The sequence below is a fragment of the Butyrivibrio sp. X503 genome (assembly GCF_003625475.1).
Lineage (GTDB): Bacteria > Bacillota > Clostridia > Lachnospirales > Lachnospiraceae > Butyrivibrio.
On sequence record NZ_RAIQ01000001.1, the window covers coordinates 1 to 22,337 of the forward strand.

Consider the following 22,337-nt stretch of genomic DNA (forward strand, 5'->3'; position numbering starts at 1 on the left):
ATGTAATTATTCTAGTTTTTTGTTTTAGTCTTTTTTCCATACTCATCATATAAACTTTAGGAACTATTTATCATTCCCTCGCCACGCATCTATTTATCCGGTTATTATTCACAATGCATCATTTATCCCTTCTTAAAATAAGCCTCTCGTCACAACCTAATATTTCATCATCCATGTCACATACTACGGTGTTTATTTCTGAAAAACCGGAAACATCAAGCTTACTAATCCCGCTATAATCAATACTTATTTCCTGAATATGAGGATTATTTTTCAAATCCAGGCTGCACAAATTATCGCAGTTACTACAGTGTACTGCCATTAATTTTGGATTATTTGATAGATCCAGGTTTCCTATCACTGTATCAGAAACATCCAGTGCCTCCAATTCCGGGTTATTAGATAAATCTATTGAATCTATCTTAGTCCCACCTATCTGAAGGTCGCGAAGTTTCGGGAATAAACCGGTATCAATGCTCGAAATATCAGTATCTATGCATTGCAAATAAGTCAGTTTATTATTATTGGAAAGATCAAACTCAGTTACTCTGGTACGCGTGATTGATAATTCTTCAAGCTCAGTAAAAAGCTCAATACCTTTAATGGATGTTATATCATGATACCTTTCATCTGTACTTGCACGAACAAATATCTGTTTAACCGAATCTATCTCTTCTTTCGATAAAAAACCATCCTTATCCGTGTCAACAAATTCGCTTATATATCCTCGAAATATTTCATCAGGAAACACCGATTCATCAACCTTTATACCGTCTGTTGTCTTTTGCATACATCCGTTTAACAGCACTATTCCCAATAGAACTAAAATGCTTGCTTTTTTCATTTTTTAGCCTCAAAATTTCAACATCTATATATTTAGCTTATATGAAAATTTTTTACGCTATAACCATCAAAACAGCTATAGGGATTTTTTATCAGCGTCACCTTTCCCTCTTTTTCTATGTCGCCATCTACAGCATTGGAAATCTTGAACGTAACGCTCAGATTGATCTCATCTCCATTATCTTCAGTTTTGTAATCCAATAATTCCGCATAAGAGAAGCCACTCGAAGCTTCATCTATTTTAATATCCTCTCCCTCAGTTAAAGACATAAACTCAGCTGAATTACCCGAAAACGAATTATAAATATACTCAACCTGTTCTTTGCTGATCGTTAATCCGCCATTATCACCAATACTATTTAGATAATCATATCCAAACCATGAATTTTGACAAAAATTATGTATGAAGCCCTGTTCCCACTCTGCATCGATTTCATTGCTGTTATCATAGTCCGTGTAATAAATTGCGCAGTTTTCAAGCATAGCTCTAAGATTATCACCTATAGCAAACTCTTCGGGATATTTATACTCTGATACTCCTAATTCTCCATAATCAAATGGTTCATTTTTACTATCATTTGTATTATTACAACCACTTATAAATAAAGCGCCCAGAACTATTGCAAATGTAATTATTCTAGTTTTTTGTTTTAGTCTTTTTTCCATACTCATCATATAAACTTTAGGAACTATTTATCATTCCCTCGCCACGCATCTATTTATCCGGTTATTATTCACAATGCATCATTTATCCCTTCTTAAAATAAGCCTCTCGTCACAACCTAATATTTCATCATCCATGTCACATACTACGGTGTTTATTTCTGAAAAACCGGAAACATCAAGCTTACTAATCCCGCTATAATCAATACTTATTTCCTGAATATGAGGATTATTTTTCAAATCCAGGCTGCACAAATTATCGCAGTTACTACAGCATACTGCCATTAATTTTGGATTATTTGATAGATCCAGGTTTCCTATCACTGTATCGGAAACATCCAGTGCCTCCAATTCCGGGTTATTAGATAAATCTATTGAATCTATCTTAGTCCCACCTATCTGAAGGTCGCGAAGTTTCGGGAATAAACCGGTATCAATGCTCGTATTATCAGTATCTATGCATTGCAAATAAGTCAGTTTATTATTGGAAAGATCAAACTCAGTTACGCTGGTACGCGTGATTGATAATTCTTCAATCTCAGTAAAAAGCTCAATACCTTTAATAGATGTTATATCATGATACCTTTCATCTACGCTTGCACGAACAAATATCTGTTTAACCGAATCTATCTCTTCTTTCGATAAAAAGCCATCCTTATCCGTGTCAACAAATTCTCTTATATATCCTCGAAAAATTTTATCGGGAAACGCCGATTCATCAATTTTTATACCGTCCGTTTTAGTAGCTTATTTGTCGTATGAGCCGAATATGGTTGTATCTCCCGACCATGCCGCGTCTGAAGATATATGCGCATTAGAATAATCTACATTTTCGATATTTGATTTTTACATACATCCGTTTAATAACACTATTCCTCCGTATAATTCGAAACAATCTCTTTTGATATCAAAACGTATTCATTATCTTTATATTCGTACGTTACCACGACATGTTCAATATAACTATGTCTGTAAGTTCCGGTAATTACCTTCTTATTTTCATCTATTCTGTAATTCGAGATTTCCTCGAATGTTTTCTTATATACATACTCACCGTCTTCATAAACGTATGCACAATACACGCTCATTCCGCTTGAGCTCTGACTGCCAAGTGAGATAACGATGTCTTTATGTCCGTCAAAACTTACATCTACATATTCGACATCAAAATCGCACGCTTCAAATACATATCTATCACTGTCCCTAGAAGCTTTTTTTGAAGGATAATCTACTTTTAATGAAATTACCTTTCCGTTCTCTTTGGCAAAAAAATAGTCCTCCAAATGCATGTATTCGTCAGGTTCCTCTTTTGTACGACCAACAGATACATGGTATAAACTTTGTTCTTCGTCAACCCATTCAGCGTGTTCTATTTTTTTCCCTTCATCAAGAAGTACTGTATTTGATATTTCTGCATTTACATCGGCATCTTCACATTCTATTTCAACTTTTTCCTCTTCATCAGTCGATATTTCAGATTGTTCTTCATATTCTACACTTAATGTTTCATTATTATATTCTTCTACTTCCGTATTACGATTATCTGTAATCTTTTTATCAATAGCACATCCAATTAAGTTTATGCATATGCATGCTAAAATTAATACTTTTTTAATATCTATCTTCATCATCTATCTCTTATTTATACACTCATTAAATATTTTGCATTTAAAAGCTTAAGAAATATATTTTTTCACAACTTTATTTCGAATTGATGAGTATACTATATCCCTTGGGATAATACACACCATCTACTTTCTTTCCATCATCAATCGCAAGTAATAATCCATTTTCTGAGAGGCTAACATCCGCTATAGGCATTCTCTTATAATCACTATCATTTAATAGCTTTGCGATGTTGTCCTCGGAATCTGCATGATAATTGTAAGACATTATTTGAATGAATTCATCACCTTCAACACTATATACATAGAATTCACTCACCTCATATATAGTGGTATTTCGTGTATAATATGATACCAATATTTCATCATTTCCATCAGAATTCATGTCCTTAAACTGGATATACTCTGCATTTTGTCCTAACATCTCGTTTTTATTTGTTATGCTAAATTTTTTTACTTTATCATTAGAGAAAGCATATTCAACATAACCATTTTTATCTGATATCCTAGTTATTTTTATTTTGTCTCTGAAATTAGAGCTGCCATATCCATCTGCAATTATCGTTGCATCATCTGAATCCGAATCCAACAATTCGAAAAATGCTTTGAATTTATCTTCACTTGCAGCAACATCGTCAATTGGCTTTGCTTCTAATATTAAATACCCATTCTTGTCACCTATCGTCACAGTGTTTTCATGACTATCCATTTGCTTGCTATAAGAACATGCACATAATAGTATTGTAGTAAATAACATCAATAATATGCTATTCCATCTCATTACTTTTCTCCATTATTAATCCCCATTTTTTCACTCCCGTTCACTCTTTTTCTTTTTTACGCCAAACGTTACAAATATATATTACACACCTTAACAATTTAAAGCAATAAAAAAAGATCACGGAAAACGCCTTTTTCCGTGATCTTTACAATCTTTATTCTTAATTTTTACTATCAGTCTTTTTTTAATGATCTTACGATACCTGTCACTGCGCCGAAGAGCACTGCTGCAACGGGCCATACGATCCATGTTGTATCCCATCTCATTGTGATGAAGCTCCATCCAAGGTAACCTGCTACAACTATAGGCCAGTAGATTGCTGCGATCTTGCCTACAGTCTTTGAAACTTTCTTACCTTCGGGAGTGTAATCACCTTCCTGAAGAAGCTTCTTATAAGAATCCATGATGCTTCCTGCTCTTACTATCATGTTAACGCCGGCTGCGATTATTAACAAAAGAACTCCAACCGCATATGTTGTAGCGTGCTCGTTCTGTGCATCTGTAAAGAGCGCGGTTGCAAATACGGGAATAACAGCAACGATGCATAAGATAACGCCGATTGCTACAAACATAGAGTGTTTGCCTTCAAATCTGCTCTTTTTCTCTCTTACCATTCCGTCAACGCCGTAAGCAGTTTCAATATTGGTCTCTTCAAGATATTTGTAAACATCAAGCTTCTTGCCGGTCATAATGAAAATGAAAACAGCAATCGCTACCATTATAAGAAGTGCCGACAGTGAGAAAACCGTTGAAGCTGCATCATTCATAATTCCAATAGATTCAAAAGCCGAACGGAACATAAGAAATACCGGTGATGCTATACATAATGAAACACCGAGTGCTGTCTTAGGTGCAGTATCCTCAACCAGATTAAGGTATGTATTTGCTTCTTCCATGCTAACGCTTCTGAGTTCCTCTTTGGTAGAAACAGTATCCTGTACTATTACATTGGTAGGAATCTCTTCGATCTCATCCTTTAATAAGTAATCTGTGGTTACACCGAAGATCTCAGCCATCTTAAGTACTCTGTTAAGATCGGGTGTTGCCTGCATGCTTTCCCATTTTGATACAGACTGTCTTGAAACATCAAGTTTATCTGCAAGTTCCTCCTGTGACCATCCAAGTTTCTTTCTTTCATTGATAATCTTGTCCGCAAGTATCATTTTCTTTTCCTCCGATTTTGTTTTTTGATTTTCGACCTCGAATCTGATTTTTGTTTTCGAGCTCGATGTGTTTTTTGTTTTTGGATGATCTTAGCTTACAAAAATGATCGGTTGCACACTACAAACTGTGCTTTGAAGTTTGTCAACCGGCAGTTGCATCCGCATAGCTACGGGGTTTGCAGGTTTTCTTTTCATTTGATAACGCGTGTTACTATTGCTTATTTAGTTATCACTGCCAAGTGAATTTTACCATTTTCCGATCGGATGTATCAACTACAGCTTTCACTCCAAAAGGAATTATACATCGGGGAAGCGCGTGTCCGATATTGATGTTGCAAACAATCGGAAGGCTCTCGTTTGCTATCACTTCCTTAAGCGCCTGCTTGTATTTTTCCTCATATTTCCTGTCCATCGGCTTTCCCACAAGGACTCCGCTTATTACATCGAAGACTCCATAGTCCTTTAGATACTGTAAAGCGGCGCGATATTTCTCCGGTGAAGGCTGCTCCTCACTTGATTCAAGCAAAAGAATCTTTCCCTTCCAATCCTCTTTTGAAGGAAAAAGCTCATATTTGCTGCAAAGAACAGGCATATCCGCGTAGCGTTCACCGTTAAAGATATCATATATGGAATCGATGCATCCGCCTAATATCTCCCCGGCAAAAGAGCTTTCTCCCTGCAAAAGTTCAAAGCCGTTATCTTCATGCTTTGGAAGCGCCGTTCCCATCTGATCAAGGTCAAAATTAGTTCTGCTCTCATACCAGACATCGCTTGGCGTGATCTCTTTTATCTTTCCGGTTGTTATAAGCTCTGTGAAATACTTCTTGGTATATGGCAAGATATCTTTGTCCATCTCGCATATATCTGCAAGAAACGACTGTCCGTAAAAGCTCTTTACGCCGACTTTGTGCAGCATAAAATGATTGATCGTCGTATCGGAAAAGCCAAGGAATATCTTGTCATTTACTGCATTCTTAAGCTCATCGTTCTCAAAAAGATACGGTAACAGGCGATATGTATCATCACCGCCTATAGCGCAAAGAATCATGTCTATCTCAGGATCTTTGTAAGCTGCAATGAGATCCTCCGCGCGCTTTTCGGGATGAGCTTCCAAATATTCTATTCCTTTGAGGGCATTTGGCATGAACTTCACTTTAAGTCCCATTTCTTCAAGGCGCTTTGTCCCAAGCTCTACCTCATGCTTTACAAAATCTTCTCCTATGGTTCCGCGTGAGAGACTCACTATTCCTACTGTTTTGACCATTAATTAAGCTCCTTTACCATGCAAACTTCATCGATATATCTCCCGTCCTTTAACTTAAAAGCTTTGTGAAGTCTTCCGTATTCTTTAAAGCCCATCTTTTTATAAAGAGCGAGCGCTCTTTCATTGTCCGCAAATGCCCCAAGTTCCATCTGCTCAAAGCCCATTTCTTTAGCCTGCTTAACTGCTCTGTCTATAAGAATTGCGCCAAGGCCGGCACCGCAAAACTCCTGAAAAAGAGCTATCGCGAAATTGCAGCGGTGCTTAAGCTTATAATTGTTCCTATTTCGATAAACACAAACGTTGCCTACAGCTCTGTCTTTGTCAAAAACAGTAAGGAACACCGAACCGTCATCATTGAGGTTTTCGTTTATGATCCTCTTCTCATCTTCAAGATCGTCGTGCACTTCTTCGGGATATCTGATCATATAATGCGTCTCTTCCGCTATCTTGTAGATATACTCAAGCATCGTCTCAGCATCTTTTTCCTCGGCGCTCCTAATTGTAAGCTTGCGCCCATCCCTAAGTGTTATCTCTTCCGCTTCATACTTCATAATAGCTCCTCCTTGTAAAAATAATTTGACCCCATCAAACCGGTAAAGTTTGATGAGGCCATATATCAATAATCATGTGCAGTTAAAATATTTCTCAGATATGCACATCCTCATCAAAATATACAAAATCAGTCCCCTGTGGATTCACGGGATTGGTAGTGACTGTTTTGTAATTATTGACGAGTAATAATGCCATTTCGAATCTTCTTTCTGAAAAATATTAAATCCAAGTATAATTGGCAGACAATTTCATGTCAACCCTTTTTCTTTTCCAAATTACTTACAACGAGCGAGCAGGAAGCGTCACCTGTGATATTTACTACGGTTCTACCCATATCAAAGATCCTGTCGATACCTGCAACAAGCGCGATACCGTCAACGGGAAGGCCTACGGATGTAAGCACCATCGCAAGCATTACCATGCCCGCGCCGGGAACGCCGGCTGTACCGATAGATGCAAGCGTTGCTGTAAGAACTATCGTGAGCATCTGCGGGAATGTGAGCTGAACTCCGTAGCAGGATGCGATGAAGATAGCACATACGCCCTGATAGATTGCTGTTCCGTCCATATTTATCGTTGCTCCCAAAGGAAGCACAAATGATGTGATCTCTTTGTCTGCGCCCATCTTTTCACAGCCCTTCATATTGATGGGAAGTGTTCCGACACTTGATGCGCTGGAGAATGCAAAGATCATCGCAGGGAGCTGGCCCTTGAAGAACTTAACGGGGCTCATTCCGCCCATAGTTCTAACTGCGATTGAATATACAATGACCATGTGGAGTATATAGCAGATATACGCTGCAAGGAGTACCATTGCGAGCGATCCGAGTACCGCGCTTCCGTTTGTTGCCACAACCGGGCAGATAAGGCAGAACACACCGATAGGCGAAAGCTTAAGTATCATTTCCATGCATTTCATGAATACCGCATTGAATGAATTGATTCCTTTCACCGCAGGCGCAGCCTCGTCACCAACCAGAATAATGGCAAAGCCGATAAGTATTGCCATTACAATAACCTGAAGCATGGTCGCCTCGGAAAGCGGCATAATAAAGTTAGAAGGAAAAATATTGATGATAGTATCCATGATTGGTGCACTGCTCGATGCCTCGTAAGTAAGCTCCGAGGTCTGCAGCACCGGGAAAAATCCCTTGAATACATTTCCTCCGACCAATCCTATTACTATGGCAACCGCCGTCGTACATAAGTAGTAGATGATCGTCTTTATTCCGATAGATCCGACTTTTCTGATATCCTGCATGGAAATAACTCCCGACATGATAGAGAAAAGAACTATCGGAACAACTATAAATTTAACAAGATTAAGGAATATCGTGCCGAACGGCTTGATATAGTTCTCCGCAAAATCAGCGTGCCCCTGTAAAAGCAGACCCGCAATGATACCGAGAACAAGTGCGATAAAGATCTGAATTGCCAGTGGTAATTTTTTCTTCATACCGTAACCCTCCTATGCTATTATTATAGCTTATCAGGCTCGATAAAGTGAAGCTCGTAATCATCCTCGTCTTCGTACAAAATACAGATATTGTCGTCATTTATCCCCGCGCCCAAAGCGACTTCGGGACTTTTATATATAGAAATGATCTTTTTCTTGTTCATATCATAGGCATAAACGCCAAGTTCTTTGTTATATAAATATATCTTATCTTCAGCCTGCGCGCAGATTCCGTACTTGCATGCACTCTTGGGAAGCTCTTCTTTCCACAGCTCTTTTCCCGAACCGTCAATGGCCTTTAGGAAGCTGATATCATCCTCAAGCACTACGGAAACAATCTCGTCATTCGAATCATCCACAGCAGTCACAACACCGTCCACATCATAGGACATTACATTGTCCATTCCGTCAAGTACTGAGCCGACCACGGCTTTGCCCGCACAGTCCATTGCGTAGTAAATTGAATCGTGGGTCTCAAAACTATTAGGAACATTCTCATTGGTCAGATAAGCGCTCACATCGGTTCTGCTAAGGATCTCTCCTTTTTTATCAATAACGTCAATCTCGGTAGTTTCCCCTGTAAGCGTACTAAGAAGCGCCCCATCAACCATCTCGCTTTCGGCGCTGTATATAAGCATGCTGCAGTTACCTTCATCATCTACAGCCATGCGGATTATTCTCTTGTTCTCAGGGCACTCGTAAGGGAGTTTGGTAAAAGAATCTTTGTCGGTGTAGTACACCTCAAATCTCTCTCCTTCAGAGCAACATAAATACGAATCTTTTCCGTTGGAAGCAAAAACAGATTTCTCCGTTCCGTTCTTGGGATAGGTAACAATGCTCTCAGTGTATCTTTTTCCCACATGTGCCATAAACACATAGGTAGCGATCCCCATCGCGATCACACTAAATGCCGCTGTTGCCAAGATCAGGATATTCTTGAGATCCTTATGATTCATTCCCTCACCCCTTTTCGCTTATATATGTTCCTACTCTGTTCTCAATTCCATATATCACATCATCAATAGACTGCTGCCCTGCAAAATATTTATCCGCTTCTTCAAGCACTATTGTATATACATTTTCATCCACCAAGGACGAGCTGTGTACACTACCCATTAAATTCCACATGTCATCAGCTTGTTTATCGGTAATTGAATAAATTGGGTATTGTTCATAAGAACGATCAATTGTATAAGTACCTTTTTGAATTTTTTCCCCATTACTATATTCAACTTTTTTGGCATCCTCTATCTGTTTTTTTAATATGCTTTTTCTATACGAAAGAGCCATTTCTCTTCCTTTATTCTCTTGATATTCATCAGAAAAAAACTGTTTTATAAAATCCCAAGATTCGTTCTTATAATTACTGGCCATACTTATTGCCAGTGTGCTTCCACATGCTTCTGCAAGTATTCCGCTTCCACTCCTATTCGGGAATCCTATGTATGCTATATTTTCTGTACCTATCGATCCTTCTGCATATGCTGTATCAATAACATCTCCAATCGTTATTTCAAAGGCAATACACTCATCATAGCCAAAATTATTATTTTCATCATATTCATAGTTAAATGTGTTGGCATATTCGAGTAATCTTCTAAATTGCTTACCGTTAAAAAAATCAGTTCCGTTTTCCCAGTCTATATAATCATCCAGAGAATTATACAAGAGACAACTCAATACTCCTATTTTATCTGTGCTTCTCATAGGATGCTTATTTTCAGCTTGTTCAAATATATCCAGTAATTTATCAATATCCAAATTATCATCATTTAATATTTTATTTTTGCCGGCGATAAAAGTATGAAGCTTTACAGAAGTCGGGATAGCATAAAGTTTTCCTTCTACAGCAAAAGCATCAACAACATTCATAAATAAATCATTTTTTATACCTTCATCTGCATCAAGATATTCATATAAATCTTCTGTATACTTTCCGATAATATCTGCTTTACTATAATTAAAGTCAAAATCTATAATATCAGGACCTTCACCGGAAACTATGTCACGCTGCAATTGATGCACTCCATCAGTTAATGCGTCATCAGACCTAATATACTTCTTAGTAACTATCTCAAAACCTTCGTGATTATCATTGAAAAGCTCAATCTGGTTTTCAATCTCACTGTTTATTACCATATTCTCATCATCAACCACCACCGCCAGAACTATTTGCTCTTTTCCATCCGAAGTAATGGTTGTTTTTTGACTACACCCGCCAATCATCAAAGCACAAGCCAATATAGGTATAATAATCTTCTTGTACATATTATCTCCATTTTGATGTACGGGGAGCGCTAAGCTCCCCGTACTATAGCATAATCAATAATATACGTAATTGTGGTCGACATAACCATACTTATTCGTGGGATTATGCTTTATGTAGTTATATTCCGAATCACTACCAAATCTATCAGCGTAATACACTATCGTATCGTTCTTATACATGTCAGTTATTTTATTTCCACCATCCCATCCTTCTGATCTAAGTGGGCAATTTGCCAATAGATATGTATTAACTGTGTCCCACGCACATACCCCCACAAAAGGAATTAATGTCAATACCCCTGCAGAAGCTAAAGCAATTACAACTTTCATCTTGTTTGAAATACTCTTCTTTTTTAATATTTCCCTTCCTCCTTATAAGTTTTTCACGTCGTCGACTTCGTGTGTTATTTAAATAATAAACTGCTCCTAAAAGCAATTTCAACAGCGATGGGATGAACGACAGGTTTTTTGTTATGAACAGCGTTTTTTCGTAACAATTAGAATAAAAATAAGGTATGCGATCATGTTCTATCACATACCTTATCCGTTCTAATCTATGAACGTCCCTCTTTCCTTTTAAGACTTTCCTTTTATAAGCGTTTGCACGAAGCCGCGATCTTCGTGTTAACCGCATAATAACCCATTTGAAAAAGCAATTTCAATAGTGATGTTATGAACGACGTTGTTTTTGTTATGAACGACGGTTTTTTGTAACAAACAGAAAGAGAATGTGATCATTCTGTGTCCACATTCTCTGCCTTTTTCAAAAATCATATCTGCGTATTTCGCAATTTTTTATACCAAATAACGAAAATTCTTCATTGTCCATCTCACGGAAATACGACTCGACAATCCTTGCGATTCCGTTGTGAGCTACTAGAATGTAGGTTTTGTCGTCGTTCTTGATATCATCAAGAAGATTATAGATCCTCTGCGCAAGCTGCATCATGGATTCGCCTGTTCCGAACCTGCTTGCCATGTGCTTCTTGGCTTCATGGAATTCAAGACCGTCTCTCGGGGTCGATTCATATCTTCCGAAATTCTGCTCAATCAGTCGTTGCTCAATCCTGTACGGGATTCCCGTGACCTCCGATATGTGAGCCGCAGTGTCCTTGGCCCTTACAAGAGGTGAAGTAAGGATCTCATCAGCATGGATTCCTTCTTCCAGTATTTTCTTTCCGGTCTCGATTGCCTGCTCGTGTCCAAGCTCCGTGAGCGCTATATCCGTCGCCCCACAGATCTTATTCTCAACGTTCCAAACCGTCTGCCCGTGTCTTATGAAGTAAAAATGTCCCATTATATTCCGTTTATCCTTTTTTATTTCGTAGCAGCCTTCTCAAGCACTTCTAAGATCTCTTTTTCCGTATCAAGTAAAAGCACCTTTTCCGCCAACTCGTCAGCGTCTTTTTTGCTCCATCCTGCAATCGCTGCTCTGGTTCTGAGCACATCCGCAGGATTAACGCTAAACTCCTCAAGCCCGAAGGATATAAGAAGCGGCAGGATAAGGCTGTCTGAAGCGGCTTCTCCGCACATAGCGACGGGTATCCCCGCTTTCTTACCGCTTTCTATGATATTCCTAATGCTTCTGAGCACCGAAGGCTGCAGCGCGGAATACAGATACGAAACATCGCCGTTTCCTCTGTCCACGCTCATCGTGTATTGTATCAGATCATTCGTACCTATAGAAAAAAAGTCTGCTTCTTTCGCAAGTATGTCCGCAATAAGCGCAGCGGACGGCGTCTCTATCATACAGCCCACCTCAACGTCTCTGCCATACTGCGTTTTCTCGGCGTCAAGCTCCCTCGCGATCTCTTTTACCAACATCCTTACTTCCCTGAGCTCATCAAGACAGGTCACTAAAGGCACCATGATCTTGACCTTTCCAAAGGCACCGGCTCTCATAATCGCGCGAAGCTGCGTTTTAAAACTCTCTTTATTGCCAAGGCTGTAGCGCACGCCTCTAAATCCAAGGAAGGGATTGCTCTCTTTTTTCAGGTTAAGATAAGGAATCTCTTTGTCGCCTCCGATATCCATCGTTCTGATAACGACAGGGCGCCCCTTCATTGCGCTCACCGCTTCCTTGTATGCGTTAAATTGCTCCTCTTCGGAAGGAAGATGATTGTTTTCCATAAAAAGAAATTCCGACCTGAACAGTCCGATTCCTTCAGAGCCGTATTCAAAGGCCCTGACCGCCTCGCCGGGACTTCCGATATTGCTGCAAACCCTGCATTCTATACCATCCGCGGTAACTGTCTTTTTATCCTTATAGGTGGAAAGAAGCTCTTCACGCCTTAGATAGTCTTCTCTTTTGGCAATATATTCGTAATAGGTCTCATCATCGGGATTAAGGATCACGTTTCCGTGGCTTCCGTCTACGATCACGGTGTCCTTATCCGTTGCAAGCGACGTGATCTCTTTTACCGAGAGAACCGTCGGAATCTCAAGTGCTCTGGCAAGTATCAAAGAATGCGAGGTGATACCACCCTCCTCGGTGACTATTCCGACAACGTTTTCCCTGTTAATGCGGCTTGTCACGGAAAGTGTAAGCTCTTTTACCACAAGGACCGTACCCTGCGGAACATTCTCAACGTCAACTTCATTAACTCCTATGAGAGTCTTCAAAAGTCCGGTCTTAATATCCTTTATATCCGCAGCTCGCTGGCTCATTAGCTCGTCGTCCATATCTCGGAACATCTTGATAAAACCGTCGAGAACAGCCTCCGTTGCGGCCTCAGCGCTTAAACCTTCCTTTATTTTCTTGATCACGGGTTTTATAAGTTCAGGATCGGACATCATAAGAACATGTCCGTCAAGAATATCCGCTTCACTTGAACCAATGCGGCTTCTCACAGACTCTGCTGCTTCCTTGGTGATCTTTTTAAGAGTTAAAAGAGCTCCCTCAAGCCTCTTTTTCTCGGCCGCAGCGTCATTAACTATAACTGCGTCGTACTTAAGCTCTTGCTCCTTGATAACACAGACGTTTCCTATTCCGATGCCGCCTGAAGCGGCGATTCCCTTGTACATTTGATTGCCCCGATCGCGTATGCGGGTAGAGGTCCGGATATTCCCACATAGCCTGTTTGATTATGCCATTAGTTACAGTTCCCCATATACTTTCTCAATCATATCTTTGTCTGCAAGATCGTCCGAAAATGCCGTCGCAGATCCCGCTGCAATTCCCATCTTAAGAGCTTCTTCGAAGTATCCGTTATTCAAAAAGCCCGCAATAAAGCCTGCTACCATGGAGTCCCCTGCTCCGACGGAATTTTTTACCGTACCTTTTGGACATGTTCTTTTAAGCGTATCGCCCTTTTCCGTAACGAGAAGCGCCCCGTCTCCTCCCATGGATACCAGAACATTTCTTGCGCCCATGTCCTTAAGCTCTTTGGCTCTTTTTTCTATCTCTTCATCGGTTTTCGGAGTTTCTCCGAAGATCTCGCCCAGCTCGTCAATATTGGGCTTTATGAGAAAGGGCTTGTGTTTAAGCGCTTTGATGAGGAGATCCTTTGTCGCATCGACAACAACCATGGCGCCCTTGTCATCCACAAGACTCATTATATTCTCATATACGTTATCCGGAAGCGACGCAGGTATGCTGCCCGCAAGTATCAGTATATCGCCGTCCGAAAGCTCTTTTATCTTATCATATAACTTTTCAAGCGCATCCGCAGGGATATTCGGTCCCTGAGAATTAATCTCAGTTTCTTTTGCCCCCTTGATCTTGACGTTGATCCTGGAGATCCCATCCGGAAGCTTGATAAAATCGGTCTTAATGCCGCGTTCCTCTACGCTTTTAATGATCGCATCGCCCGTAAATCCAGCGACAAAGCCAAGCGCACAGCTCTCGTGCCCGAGATTCTTAAGAACGGAGGATACGTTGATGCCCTTGCCCCCGAAATAGCACTCTTCGCTGTCCGTTCGATTGGTCATCCCCGGCAAAAGCTCGCTTCCCATACGGACTACGTAGTCTATCGCAGGGTTAAATGTAACTGTGTATATCATGATGTTCTCCCAATTTCAAAAGCCATAACTCTATAATAAGGTGTTAATTCGCAAAGGTAAAGTATTCTCTTAGGGAATGGGGGCAGTCCAAAAATTGTGCGCTATACGTCAAATTATTTTTATCTAAAAAAAGAATAAAGCTTTAAGGATATATCGTGTAGATACCTTTACAAGGAAGCAGAATATAAACTAAAATATTAATGATATAGGTGTGAAAATGACTTATGCCATTGAGCAATTCATATATCATATAATGACGAAGGAGGCGTGTACTGTGGAAGATTATTTACTTAGCAGTGATCATATCGATACCATAGGCGAAATAGCCAATATCAGCATGGGTAATTCCGCCACAACGTTAAGTCTCATGGTTAACAAAAAGGTTGATATAACTACTCCTAACGTTAGAGTCATCAAAAGAAGCGAAGCTCTTGATGACTATGAAAACACGTGCATTTTTGTCCAGATCCATTATGTGAAGGGACTTGAAGGCAACAATGTCTTTATCCTAAAAGAGCATGATGTCAAGGTTATGTGCGACCTTATGATGGGCGGAGACGGCACCAATACTGCAGGTGAGATCACAGACCTGCATCTTTCGGCTGCTTCGGAAGCCATGAATCAGATGATGGGCACCAGCGCCACATCTTTATCTTCCATGCTCGGAGTTCCCACAGACATCAGTACTCCCGTCGTTAATCAGATTGATGTGGACAGTATAAAAGTTTTTGAAAAAATGTTTGATACTACTTACGATAAATTTGTTAAAATAGCATTTAGGATGACAATCGGCGATCTGATCGATTCGGTTATGGTCCAGCTCTATCCCGTGCAGTTTGCGCTGGATATGTGCGAAAAATTCATGAATAAAGGAAAATAACGGTTACAAATGAACAAACAGGAGACACTGGAGATCAAGAAGCAGTTTACGCCCGACAGATGCACCATTGACAGCATTTGCGGCTGCTACGTTGATCATGACAAGAACAAATTATTTACTTTCAGAAAGGCTTTCGGCCAGATTCCCGAAGAGGAAATGTTCAAATATCTGGACATCTTCCAACACACTTTATCAGGTACATTTGGTAAAAATCTTATCAGTCTTGAGTTCCCTCTTGACCAAGAACAGCCCGGAGGTACTCAGGACTTTCTTTTGACTCTTCGTAACTCACAGCTCAAGGACGACGAGCTTGTGGATGAGTGCTACGACAAGATCATTGCCAATTATATCAACGGAGAAAATTACTATATCATTCTCGTTCACGCTGTCTATGACATTCCCGGCGTAACATCGGACGGTATCGAGATGGAGGATGCTTCCGAGAAGGTTTATGACTATATCCTTTGCAGCATCTGTCCCGTTAAGCTTTCCAAGGCAGGTCTTGGTTATAATGAGTCCAAAAATGTCATTGAGGAAAGATTCCGCGACTGGATAGTGGATGGTCCCGTGAAGGGATTTCTTTTCCCTGCATTTATAGAAAGAGATACCGACATCCACAACATGCTGTATTTTACAAAAAAGCCCGAAGATCTTCAGCCTGAATTTGTTGAAGCGATGTTCGGCGGTCGCGCTCCCATCTCCGCTCCCGAGCAAAAAGACATCTTTGATGCGGTTGTGCAGAATACTATAGGAGAAGATGCCGACTACGATATCATGAAAAATATTCATGATAACTTAAATGAGATGATAGACGATCACGTTGACGATCCGGAGCCTTTGGAGCTTAAAAAGAGTGATGTGAAGCAGCTCCTTCATGACAGCGGCGTATCTGATGAAAGACTCGGCTACTTCGACGAAACTTATATTAAGTGCGCCGGAGACGAGGACTATCCGCTTCTTGCAAGCAATATCGCACATACTCGCAAGTTCGATATCGAGACACCTAACGTAGTCATCAAGGTTAAGCCCGACAGGACTGACCTTGTAGAATCCCGCATCGTCGACGGCAGGCAGTGCCTTGTCATCGCAGTTGACGATCATATCGAAGTTAACGGAATAAATGTACGGACGTTTATGAATAGGTAATTTGCATAGAAACGTGCGCCGCAAAACGTAACATAAAAAGAGATTTCACCGCATCGTTAGTGAAATCTCTTTTTTAAATTTCTATTTCCCACTGTCTCATATATGTCTTTGTTACCTCCGCCTTGGATTTAACACTTGTAACTATTTTATAAGTCTTGATGCTGCTTCTTTAATCTCTTTCGCAGAGGCATTGAGCATTTTCTTGGCGTCAGCTTTTGTTCCGCCGTTTGACAAGAAGTCAGTGATAGCTTTTATTCTTCCATTGTTAAAGGATTCTTTAGCTACTTCTTCTGCGTATTTCTTAGCATAGTTTTCTGCATATAACTCAACGGATTTGCACACTTTACTCATTCCTCCTTTGGTGTTTTTGAAATAGTTAACTGCTTTGCTGGTTGCAGGGAATTAATACGAGTCCTTTTTATATCATCATTTCCATCACCCTTTTGCATCTCTATATTACATATAGATCCGTCATCCAAAATGCAGAGCGCATCAATAGTAATCTCCCTATGAAGGCTTTGAATAATGGTCCAATTGCATTTTTTCTTTCTCCTATTATAGCATGAACCTCATAAAGAGGCTGCGTAATGTATTGTTTATTCCTGCGCTTTAAATAAAAAACAAATAGTGGAATGTTTCGGCGAACAGCCGAGAATGATGCGCTGCGTAAATTGCAGCCGCATATGATGTAAGAATGTCACTTACGACATTAATATCCGATGATAAGATTGATCATCGACAGAAATTATTGTAACGCGAATTTTTGAAAATTCCTTGTTCAGATTCTTAAGATTTACGAAAGGCAGCATTATGTTATGGAAAAATATAAAGCTCCGCATAGATATAATCATCCATGCGAAGCCTTAAACATATTTGTTAGAACTTATTATTTTATTGTAAACTTAATAGGCTCATAATTAGTAATATCGTTTCCGGTAGCTTTTTTCGGAATCTGACTACCATCGCTTGTGTTGTAGTCAATAACATTAACCCCCGGAGTGTTTGAATTAGTAACATATCCATCATAAAACCAACCATCAGTACACCATGTGCAACGACTAAAATCCTTAATAAATAATTTATTTTGATTAGGTGTAATAAGATATGTTTCATTAAATGTAGTTGTCGGATTACTTGATGCTTCCCCCACAGCATAAAGCACTCCAGATCCTTTTCGCAATGAATGCGTCAAACCATTTATCTCTCCTACACAATAAACATATCCATTCCTCATAATATATATCTCTACATGAGATGCTGTACGATCATTATATATTTTATCCGGAATTGCAATAGCAAGTACTTCTTTATCATATCCCTTCATCCAAAAGGTTGTATATCCATATCCTTTCGGAAGGCTATCTATTTTATCTTTAAAGCTCCTGAAACCTGTGTATTTTTCGGACATCCCCGAATTGGTTAATCCGTATTCATTATCCTTCATCTTAAATTCAACAGTCTCAGTGGTTGTTACCCCCATTAACTGAATGCCCACAACACCTGTTGCAGCAAGCATTCCGGCGGTCATAAGACCTGCAAGTATTTTTGTCCCTCTTGTCTTCATAGTTTTCCCTTTCCTTATTTTTTTTATTATGTGCATGAATTTGCTTTCGAATTCGACAGTTCATCTTAACATTTGGGTAATCATTATGTCAAGTTTTTCATCATCAAGTAATCTTTACCCGAACACGAAGCCATACATCGCCGAATACAAGCATTTCAGGATATATGGCTTCGCGGCCCGGGCACAAAAAAAGCTGCCACACTAAACTGTGTGACAGCCCTTATAGCATTTTATGCATGCATACTTTTGAGCTTTTCAATTCCGGTCTTAGGACGACCGATCATCTCGTAAGCGGGGTCATTGTACTTCTTGAGAAGTCTCTCCCTCATTTCCTCGGGATGATTATATAATTGATCCATTATCCTATCAAAGGCAATTTTCCATTCGCCCATATTATCGTACCTCCGTCTGTTAAACAACAACAGTAACGGGTACAATAATAACTTTAAAAAATAATTAATGCAAGTATAAATTTACCAAAATTTATAATGAGGCTATTGCCTTCTTTGGACACTTTGCCACGCAAACGCCGCAATGTGCGCATGTTTCCTGGTCTATCGAGGCCACATTGTTATCAACTGTTATTGCTCCCGCAGGACAATTTTTTTCGCAGATATGACAAGCGATACATCCCACTTTGCAATAAGAGTTAACGATTTTTCCCATATCTTGTGATTTGCATGCAACTGCTTCCTGTGCATCGTAAGGTATGAGATCGATAAGGTGGTTAGGACAGATATCAGCGCACTTTCCGCAGGCCTTACATTTTTCTTTATCCACTACGGCAACACCGTTTACGATGTGGATCGCATCAAACTGACATACGGATACGCATGAGCCGCCGCCGAGACAACCGTATGAACAGGTCTTTGCTCCGCCTCCGGGCGCCTGTGACATAAGTCTGCAATCGCTTACTCCGACATAATCATATTTCTTCTCAGCGTTATCGCAGTTACCGTTGCAATGTACAAAAGCAACCTTACGAGCCATATCGCCCGCTTCAACGCCCATAATAGCCGAAATGGCAGCTGCTACCGGAGCACCTCCTACGGGACACTGTGATACGGCTGCCTCGCCTTTTGCGATAGCCGAAGCACATCCCGAACATCCCGGATATCCGCATCCGCCGCAGTTATTCCCCGGAAGAACTTCCAGAATAGCTGCTTCTTTTTCATCAACATCAACATGCAACTTCATGTCTGCAAGACCGAGGATAATACCGATGGCAATTCCAACGCCTGCTACAACCGCCGTTGCAATGATTATTCCAATAATCATAAGTTCATCTCCTTCACTTCAAAGCCGAGAATCCGGTAAATGCAATAGCCATGAGTCCGGAAGTAAGAAGTACCATGGGCATTCCCTTAAATGACTCGGGGATGTCGTTGTACTCCATCTTTTCACGAAGTCCTGCCAAAATAACTATCGCAATTGTGAAACCTACAGCTGTTGCAAATCCGCACACAGTACTCTGTAAGATTGAATAGCCGTCTGTTACGTTGTTGAGAGCAACACCGAGAACCGCACAGTTGGTGGTAATAAGAGGAAGATACACACCAAGGGCTCTGTACAATGAAACAACGTACTTTTTGAGTACCATCTCAACGAACTGTACAAGCATGGCAATAACAAGGATGAATACTATTGTCTGCAGATAAGAAAGATCCAAAGGATTCAAAATAAACTTATAAATAATGCTACAAACCAAAGAAGCAAGTGTGATAACGAATACACACGCTCCTCCCATTCCCAGAGCGGTGTCGGTCTTCTTGGAAACACCAAGGAAAGGACACAGTCCGAGGAACTGGCTAAGTACTACGTTATTAACAAGTGAGGCTGATATCATAAGTCCCACAAGGCTCATAATCTGTTGTGCCATAATTATTCAGCCTCCTTTCTCTTTGCTGCGTTTGCTTTGATCTTGTTCATCGTCGCAATAAGGAATGCAAGAACTATAAATGCGCCGGCCTGCTGTATAAAGATGCTGATGGGCTTATATCCCGAAAGGAAAGCACCTACGGCTCCGGGTACAACAGTTCCCTCACCGAGTATCTGTACATCAAATGCCGTGCCGGCACCGATAAACTCTCTTACAAGACCGATTGTCGTAATAGCACAGGTAAAGCCGATTCCCATTCCTATTCCGTCAAAGAAAGAAGGTATGATTCCATGCTTACTTGCATACGCTTCCGCTCTTCCGAAGATGATACAGTTAACAACGATAAGAGGGATATACACTCCGAGTGCGCTGTTAAGTGCGGGAACGTAAGCCTGCATAAGAAGCTGAACCAAAGTAACGAAGGAAGCAATAACAACTATGAAAGACGGAATCCTGACTGTAGCGGGGATTGTCTTACGAAGTGCTGCGATAACCGCGTTACTTAATGCCAAAACAAATGTTGTTGCAAGTCCCATTCCAAGTCCGTTGATCGCGGATGAAGTAACCGCAAGAGTGGGACACATACCGATCATAAGTACTAAAGTAGGATTTTCAGCAATGAGGCCGTTAAAAAATCTCTCGGCCGGAGTATCCTGCTTGAAGCCCAAAGCTCCTTTTTTTACATTGTCACTCATCACTGTCCTCCTTTCAAAACATTCTCAAAATATGTGATTGAAGCGTTAACTCCGTTGGTTATCGCTCTTGAAGTTATCGTAGCGCCCGAGATCGCTTCAATCTGAGAAGAAGGACTTGTGAGCTGTCCGTTCTTAACTACGCTAAACTGCTGTGCCTGCTTGTTCTCAAACTGAGGAACTATTACCTTCTCGGCATTCATTCCAAGTCCGGGAGTCTCGGCGATTGAGATAATGGAGATTCCGTTTACATTTCCTTCGTTTGTAATTCCGACTGTGTATGTGATGAAATCACCATAGCCCTTGGATGAAACTCTGATAACATATCCAAGAGGTGCTCCGGATGCATCCTTAGCTTCTTTTACATCCTCGATGGTAACACCTGTAAATCCCGAAACCGCTGAAGCTGCTCCGTCAGCATTAAGCTCTACGTCGTCGAAAGTTGTTGCATCGGCGAATACCGACATATTGGCCTTGTCCTGCGCAAGCTTAGCCTGTTTTGCGATAGGGTCCTTGGTAACCTGATAAACCAGTCCAAGCAACACTCCCGCAACAAGAGTTATAGCAAAAAGAACCAAGGCGTTTTTGATCATGCTCTTTGCATCATTCATGCTTTCTTCGCCTCCTTCTTTGCAGTTTTCTTAATTCCGAATGCTCTCGGAATCGTGAATTTCTCAATAAGCGGAACCAAAAGGTTGCCTATTACGATCGCATAGGAAACACCCTCTGCGTTGGAACCGAAAATACGGAACACGCCGGTGAGTATTCCAAGGATAAATCCGTAAATATATCTTCCCTTTGGAGTTATGGGACATGTCACATAGTCGGTAGCCATAAAGAAGGCACCGAGCATAAGTCCGCCACCTGCAAGGTGTGCTGAGATATAAGCCCAGTTAAATCCGTATCCTCCGAAGAGGCCTACAAATATTGCAAATGTGATGATGTAGGTAAACGGAATGACATAGTCGATAATTCCGAGCGCAAACAGGATCATCGCACCGAGCGCAATGCAGAGCATTGAAGTCTCTCCGATCGTTCCGCCCGTTCTACCGATGAGCATATCCATGATATTTACATCAGCGCCTGCCTTAAGGTTAGCAAGCGGTGTTGCTCCCGTGTATGTATCGGTAACGAAGTTGGTCATAAGGGCGGGAAAAGATATCACGAGGAATAATCTTCCGCCGAGTGCGGGATTCATGAAGTTCTGGCCAAGTCCGCCAAAGAGCTGCTTAACCAAAATGATCGCAAATACACCGCCAAGTACCGGTACCCAGAACGGTACAGTTGAAGGCAGGTTCATTCCCAAAAGAAGTCCTGTTACAACCGCCGAAAGGTCGCCTATAGTTACACGCTTGTGCATGGCTTTCTCATAGATAAACTCAGATAAAACACAAGAAGCCACGGACAGCAAAAGAATAATCAGAGCATCCGGCCCGAAATTGTAAATACCAAAGCCTGCAGCCGGTAAAAGCGCAATTACAACCCACATCATGATATTGGATGTGGTAGTGTTTGCTCTTACATGCGGGTTGGATGACACTCTTTTCATATCACTCATT

At 40.7% G+C, this 22,337-nt stretch carries 25 protein-coding genes; 2 read left to right on the forward strand and 23 right to left on the reverse strand.

What is annotated here, in order from left to right; genetic code table 11:
• Positions 1-118: 118 nt before the first annotated feature.
• The 15 genes from D6853_RS00005 to pfkB all read right to left on the reverse strand — a co-directional run bounded on the left by D6853_RS00005 (position 119) and on the right by pfkB (position 14,617).
• Positions 119-844, reverse strand: a complete 726-nt coding sequence (locus D6853_RS00005; RefSeq protein ID WP_120655779.1) for a leucine-rich repeat domain-containing protein — start codon at positions 842-844, stop codon at positions 119-121.
• A gap of 32 nt (positions 845-876) precedes the next feature.
• The gene (locus tag D6853_RS00010; protein ID WP_147367675.1) at positions 877-1,509 is read right to left on the reverse strand and encodes a hypothetical protein; all 633 of its coding nucleotides are present in this window, start codon (positions 1,507-1,509) and stop codon (positions 877-879) included.
• Between the two features lie 78 nt (positions 1,510-1,587).
• Positions 1,588-1,830 carry a hypothetical protein gene (locus tag D6853_RS15420; protein WP_207667195.1) on the reverse strand — a complete coding sequence of 81 codons (243 nt, stop codon included), beginning with the start codon at positions 1,828-1,830 and terminating at the stop codon, positions 1,588-1,590.
• Positions 1,831-2,375: 545 nt separating this feature from the next.
• A complete protein-coding gene (locus tag D6853_RS00020) occupies positions 2,376-3,134 on the reverse strand; it encodes an XAC2610-related protein (RefSeq protein ID WP_120655782.1) in 759 nt (252 codons plus the stop codon).
• A 73-nt stretch (positions 3,135-3,207) separates the two neighbouring features.
• Positions 3,208-3,912 carry a hypothetical protein gene (locus tag D6853_RS00025; RefSeq protein WP_120655783.1) on the reverse strand — a complete coding sequence of 235 codons (705 nt, stop codon included), beginning with the start codon at positions 3,910-3,912 and terminating at the stop codon, positions 3,208-3,210.
• Positions 3,913-4,085: 173 nt separating this feature from the next.
• Positions 4,086-5,075, reverse strand: a complete 990-nt coding sequence (locus D6853_RS00030) for a helix-turn-helix domain-containing protein (protein WP_120655784.1) — start codon at positions 5,073-5,075, stop codon at positions 4,086-4,088.
• A 229-nt stretch (positions 5,076-5,304) separates the two neighbouring features.
• Positions 5,305-6,339, reverse strand: a complete 1,035-nt coding sequence (locus D6853_RS00035) for a S66 family peptidase (RefSeq protein WP_120655785.1) — start codon at positions 6,337-6,339, stop codon at positions 5,305-5,307.
• Positions 6,339-6,890 carry a GNAT family N-acetyltransferase gene (locus tag D6853_RS00040; protein ID WP_120655786.1) on the reverse strand — a complete coding sequence of 184 codons (552 nt, stop codon included), beginning with the start codon at positions 6,888-6,890 and terminating at the stop codon, positions 6,339-6,341. Before D6853_RS00040 ends, D6853_RS00035 begins: the two co-directional genes overlap by 1 nt.
• Positions 6,891-7,144: 254 nt before the next feature.
• Positions 7,145-8,347, reverse strand: a complete 1,203-nt coding sequence (locus D6853_RS00045; protein ID WP_120655787.1) for a dicarboxylate/amino acid:cation symporter — start codon at positions 8,345-8,347, stop codon at positions 7,145-7,147.
• A gap of 23 nt (positions 8,348-8,370) precedes the next feature.
• Positions 8,371-9,303 carry a hypothetical protein gene (locus tag D6853_RS00050; RefSeq protein WP_120655788.1) on the reverse strand — a complete coding sequence of 311 codons (933 nt, stop codon included), beginning with the start codon at positions 9,301-9,303 and terminating at the stop codon, positions 8,371-8,373.
• Positions 9,304-9,307: 4 nt separating this feature from the next.
• Entirely contained in the window at positions 9,308-10,615 is a 1,308-nt protein-coding gene (locus D6853_RS00055) for an ABC transporter substrate-binding protein (protein ID WP_120655789.1), read from the reverse strand.
• Between the two features lie 54 nt (positions 10,616-10,669).
• Complete coding sequence (locus tag D6853_RS00060; RefSeq protein ID WP_120655790.1) at positions 10,670-10,945, reverse strand: hypothetical protein; 276 nt, start codon at positions 10,943-10,945, stop codon at positions 10,670-10,672.
• A gap of 433 nt (positions 10,946-11,378) precedes the next feature.
• Complete coding sequence (locus tag D6853_RS00065) at positions 11,379-11,912, reverse strand: histidine phosphatase family protein (protein ID WP_120655791.1); 534 nt, start codon at positions 11,910-11,912, stop codon at positions 11,379-11,381.
• Positions 11,913-11,932: 20 nt separating this feature from the next.
• Complete coding sequence (ptsP, locus tag D6853_RS00070; protein ID WP_120655792.1) at positions 11,933-13,639, reverse strand: phosphoenolpyruvate--protein phosphotransferase; 1,707 nt, start codon at positions 13,637-13,639, stop codon at positions 11,933-11,935.
• Positions 13,640-13,711: 72 nt separating this feature from the next.
• Entirely contained in the window at positions 13,712-14,617 is a 906-nt protein-coding gene (pfkB, locus tag D6853_RS00075) for a 1-phosphofructokinase (RefSeq protein ID WP_120655793.1), read from the reverse strand.
• Between the two features lie 274 nt (positions 14,618-14,891).
• Here pfkB and fliY point away from each other — a divergent pair, with 274 nt between their 5' ends.
• Complete coding sequence (fliY, locus tag D6853_RS00080) at positions 14,892-15,497, forward strand: flagellar motor switch phosphatase FliY (RefSeq protein WP_120655794.1); 606 nt, start codon at positions 14,892-14,894, stop codon at positions 15,495-15,497.
• A 9-nt stretch (positions 15,498-15,506) separates the two neighbouring features.
• On the forward strand, positions 15,507-16,643 hold the full coding sequence (locus D6853_RS00085) for a DUF4317 domain-containing protein (protein ID WP_120655795.1): 1,137 nt from the start codon (positions 15,507-15,509) through the stop codon (positions 16,641-16,643).
• A gap of 141 nt (positions 16,644-16,784) precedes the next feature.
• On the opposite strand, the gene D6853_RS00090 is transcribed toward D6853_RS00085, so the two are convergent.
• The 8 genes from D6853_RS00090 to D6853_RS00120 all read right to left on the reverse strand — a co-directional run bounded on the left by D6853_RS00090 (position 16,785) and on the right by D6853_RS00120 (position 22,336).
• Positions 16,785-16,994 carry a hypothetical protein gene (locus D6853_RS00090; protein WP_120655796.1) on the reverse strand — a complete coding sequence of 70 codons (210 nt, stop codon included), beginning with the start codon at positions 16,992-16,994 and terminating at the stop codon, positions 16,785-16,787.
• Between the two features lie 535 nt (positions 16,995-17,529).
• Complete coding sequence (locus tag D6853_RS00095; RefSeq protein WP_120655797.1) at positions 17,530-18,207, reverse strand: hypothetical protein; 678 nt, start codon at positions 18,205-18,207, stop codon at positions 17,530-17,532.
• Positions 18,208-18,437: 230 nt separating this feature from the next.
• A complete protein-coding gene (locus D6853_RS15245) occupies positions 18,438-18,599 on the reverse strand; it encodes a hypothetical protein (protein ID WP_158588619.1) in 162 nt (53 codons plus the stop codon).
• Positions 18,600-18,690: 91 nt separating this feature from the next.
• Positions 18,691-19,485: an RnfABCDGE type electron transport complex subunit B gene (locus tag D6853_RS00100; RefSeq protein WP_120655798.1), complete on the reverse strand. Its 795-nt coding sequence runs from the start codon at positions 19,483-19,485 to the stop codon at positions 18,691-18,693.
• 13 nt (positions 19,486-19,498) lie between these two features.
• Positions 19,499-20,086 carry an electron transport complex subunit RsxA gene (gene rsxA / locus D6853_RS00105; protein ID WP_330392959.1) on the reverse strand — a complete coding sequence of 196 codons (588 nt, stop codon included), beginning with the start codon at positions 20,084-20,086 and terminating at the stop codon, positions 19,499-19,501.
• A gap of 2 nt (positions 20,087-20,088) precedes the next feature.
• Positions 20,089-20,781, reverse strand: a complete 693-nt coding sequence (gene rsxE / locus D6853_RS00110) for an electron transport complex subunit RsxE (RefSeq protein WP_242948114.1) — start codon at positions 20,779-20,781, stop codon at positions 20,089-20,091.
• A complete protein-coding gene (locus tag D6853_RS00115; RefSeq protein WP_120655799.1) occupies positions 20,781-21,389 on the reverse strand; it encodes an RnfABCDGE type electron transport complex subunit G in 609 nt (202 codons plus the stop codon). Before D6853_RS00115 ends, rsxE begins: the two co-directional genes overlap by 1 nt.
• Complete coding sequence (locus D6853_RS00120; protein ID WP_120655800.1) at positions 21,386-22,336, reverse strand: RnfABCDGE type electron transport complex subunit D; 951 nt, start codon at positions 22,334-22,336, stop codon at positions 21,386-21,388. The genes D6853_RS00115 and D6853_RS00120 overlap by 4 nt, the downstream gene beginning before the upstream one ends.
• Between the last annotated feature and the right edge of the window lies 1 nt (position 22,337).

Excerpts from the sequence above, each read along its gene's own strand:
- D6853_RS00035 (WP_120655785.1), bottom strand. The coding sequence starts at position 6,339 with ATGGTCAAAACAGTAGGAATAGTGAGTCTCTCACGCGGAACCATAGGA.
- D6853_RS00115 (WP_120655799.1), bottom strand. The coding sequence starts at position 21,389 with ATGAATGATGCAAAGAGCATGATCAAAAACGCCTTGGTTCTTTTTGCT.
- rsxA (WP_330392959.1), bottom strand. The coding sequence starts at position 20,086 with ATGGCACAACAGATTATGAGCCTTGTGGGACTTATGATATCAGCCTCA.
- D6853_RS00005 (WP_120655779.1), bottom strand. The coding sequence starts at position 844 with ATGAAAAAAGCAAGCATTTTAGTTCTATTGGGAATAGTGCTGTTAAAC.
- D6853_RS00040 (WP_120655786.1), bottom strand. The coding sequence starts at position 6,890 with ATGAAGTATGAAGCGGAAGAGATAACACTTAGGGATGGGCGCAAGCTT.
- D6853_RS00120 (WP_120655800.1), bottom strand. The coding sequence starts at position 22,336 with ATGAGTGATATGAAAAGAGTGTCATCCAACCCGCATGTAAGAGCAAAC.
- D6853_RS00045 (WP_120655787.1), bottom strand. The coding sequence starts at position 8,347 with ATGAAGAAAAAATTACCACTGGCAATTCAGATCTTTATCGCACTTGTT.
- D6853_RS00010 (WP_147367675.1), bottom strand. The coding sequence starts at position 1,509 with ATGGAAAAAAGACTAAAACAAAAAACTAGAATAATTACATTTGCAATA.
- D6853_RS00060 (WP_120655790.1), bottom strand. The coding sequence starts at position 10,945 with ATGAAAGTTGTAATTGCTTTAGCTTCTGCAGGGGTATTGACATTAATT.
- D6853_RS00065 (WP_120655791.1), bottom strand. The coding sequence starts at position 11,912 with ATGGGACATTTTTACTTCATAAGACACGGGCAGACGGTTTGGAACGTT.
- D6853_RS00025 (WP_120655783.1), bottom strand. The coding sequence starts at position 3,912 with ATGAGATGGAATAGCATATTATTGATGTTATTTACTACAATACTATTA.
- D6853_RS00100 (WP_120655798.1), bottom strand. The coding sequence starts at position 19,485 with ATGATTATTGGAATAATCATTGCAACGGCGGTTGTAGCAGGCGTTGGA.
- D6853_RS00030 (WP_120655784.1), bottom strand. The coding sequence starts at position 5,075 with ATGATACTTGCGGACAAGATTATCAATGAAAGAAAGAAACTTGGATGG.
- D6853_RS15245 (WP_158588619.1), bottom strand. The coding sequence starts at position 18,599 with ATGGGCGAATGGAAAATTGCCTTTGATAGGATAATGGATCAATTATAT.
- D6853_RS00055 (WP_120655789.1), bottom strand. The coding sequence starts at position 10,615 with ATGTACAAGAAGATTATTATACCTATATTGGCTTGTGCTTTGATGATT.
- pfkB (WP_120655793.1), bottom strand. The coding sequence starts at position 14,617 with ATGATATACACAGTTACATTTAACCCTGCGATAGACTACGTAGTCCGT.
- rsxE (WP_242948114.1), bottom strand. The coding sequence starts at position 20,781 with ATGAGTGACAATGTAAAAAAAGGAGCTTTGGGCTTCAAGCAGGATACT.
- D6853_RS00085 (WP_120655795.1), top strand. The coding sequence starts at position 15,507 with ATGAACAAACAGGAGACACTGGAGATCAAGAAGCAGTTTACGCCCGAC.
- D6853_RS00050 (WP_120655788.1), bottom strand. The coding sequence starts at position 9,303 with ATGAATCATAAGGATCTCAAGAATATCCTGATCTTGGCAACAGCGGCA.
- D6853_RS00090 (WP_120655796.1), bottom strand. The coding sequence starts at position 16,994 with ATGAGTAAAGTGTGCAAATCCGTTGAGTTATATGCAGAAAACTATGCT.
- ptsP (WP_120655792.1), bottom strand. The coding sequence starts at position 13,639 with ATGTACAAGGGAATCGCCGCTTCAGGCGGCATCGGAATAGGAAACGTC.
- D6853_RS00020 (WP_120655782.1), bottom strand. The coding sequence starts at position 3,134 with ATGAAGATAGATATTAAAAAAGTATTAATTTTAGCATGCATATGCATA.
- D6853_RS00095 (WP_120655797.1), bottom strand. The coding sequence starts at position 18,207 with ATGAAGACAAGAGGGACAAAAATACTTGCAGGTCTTATGACCGCCGGA.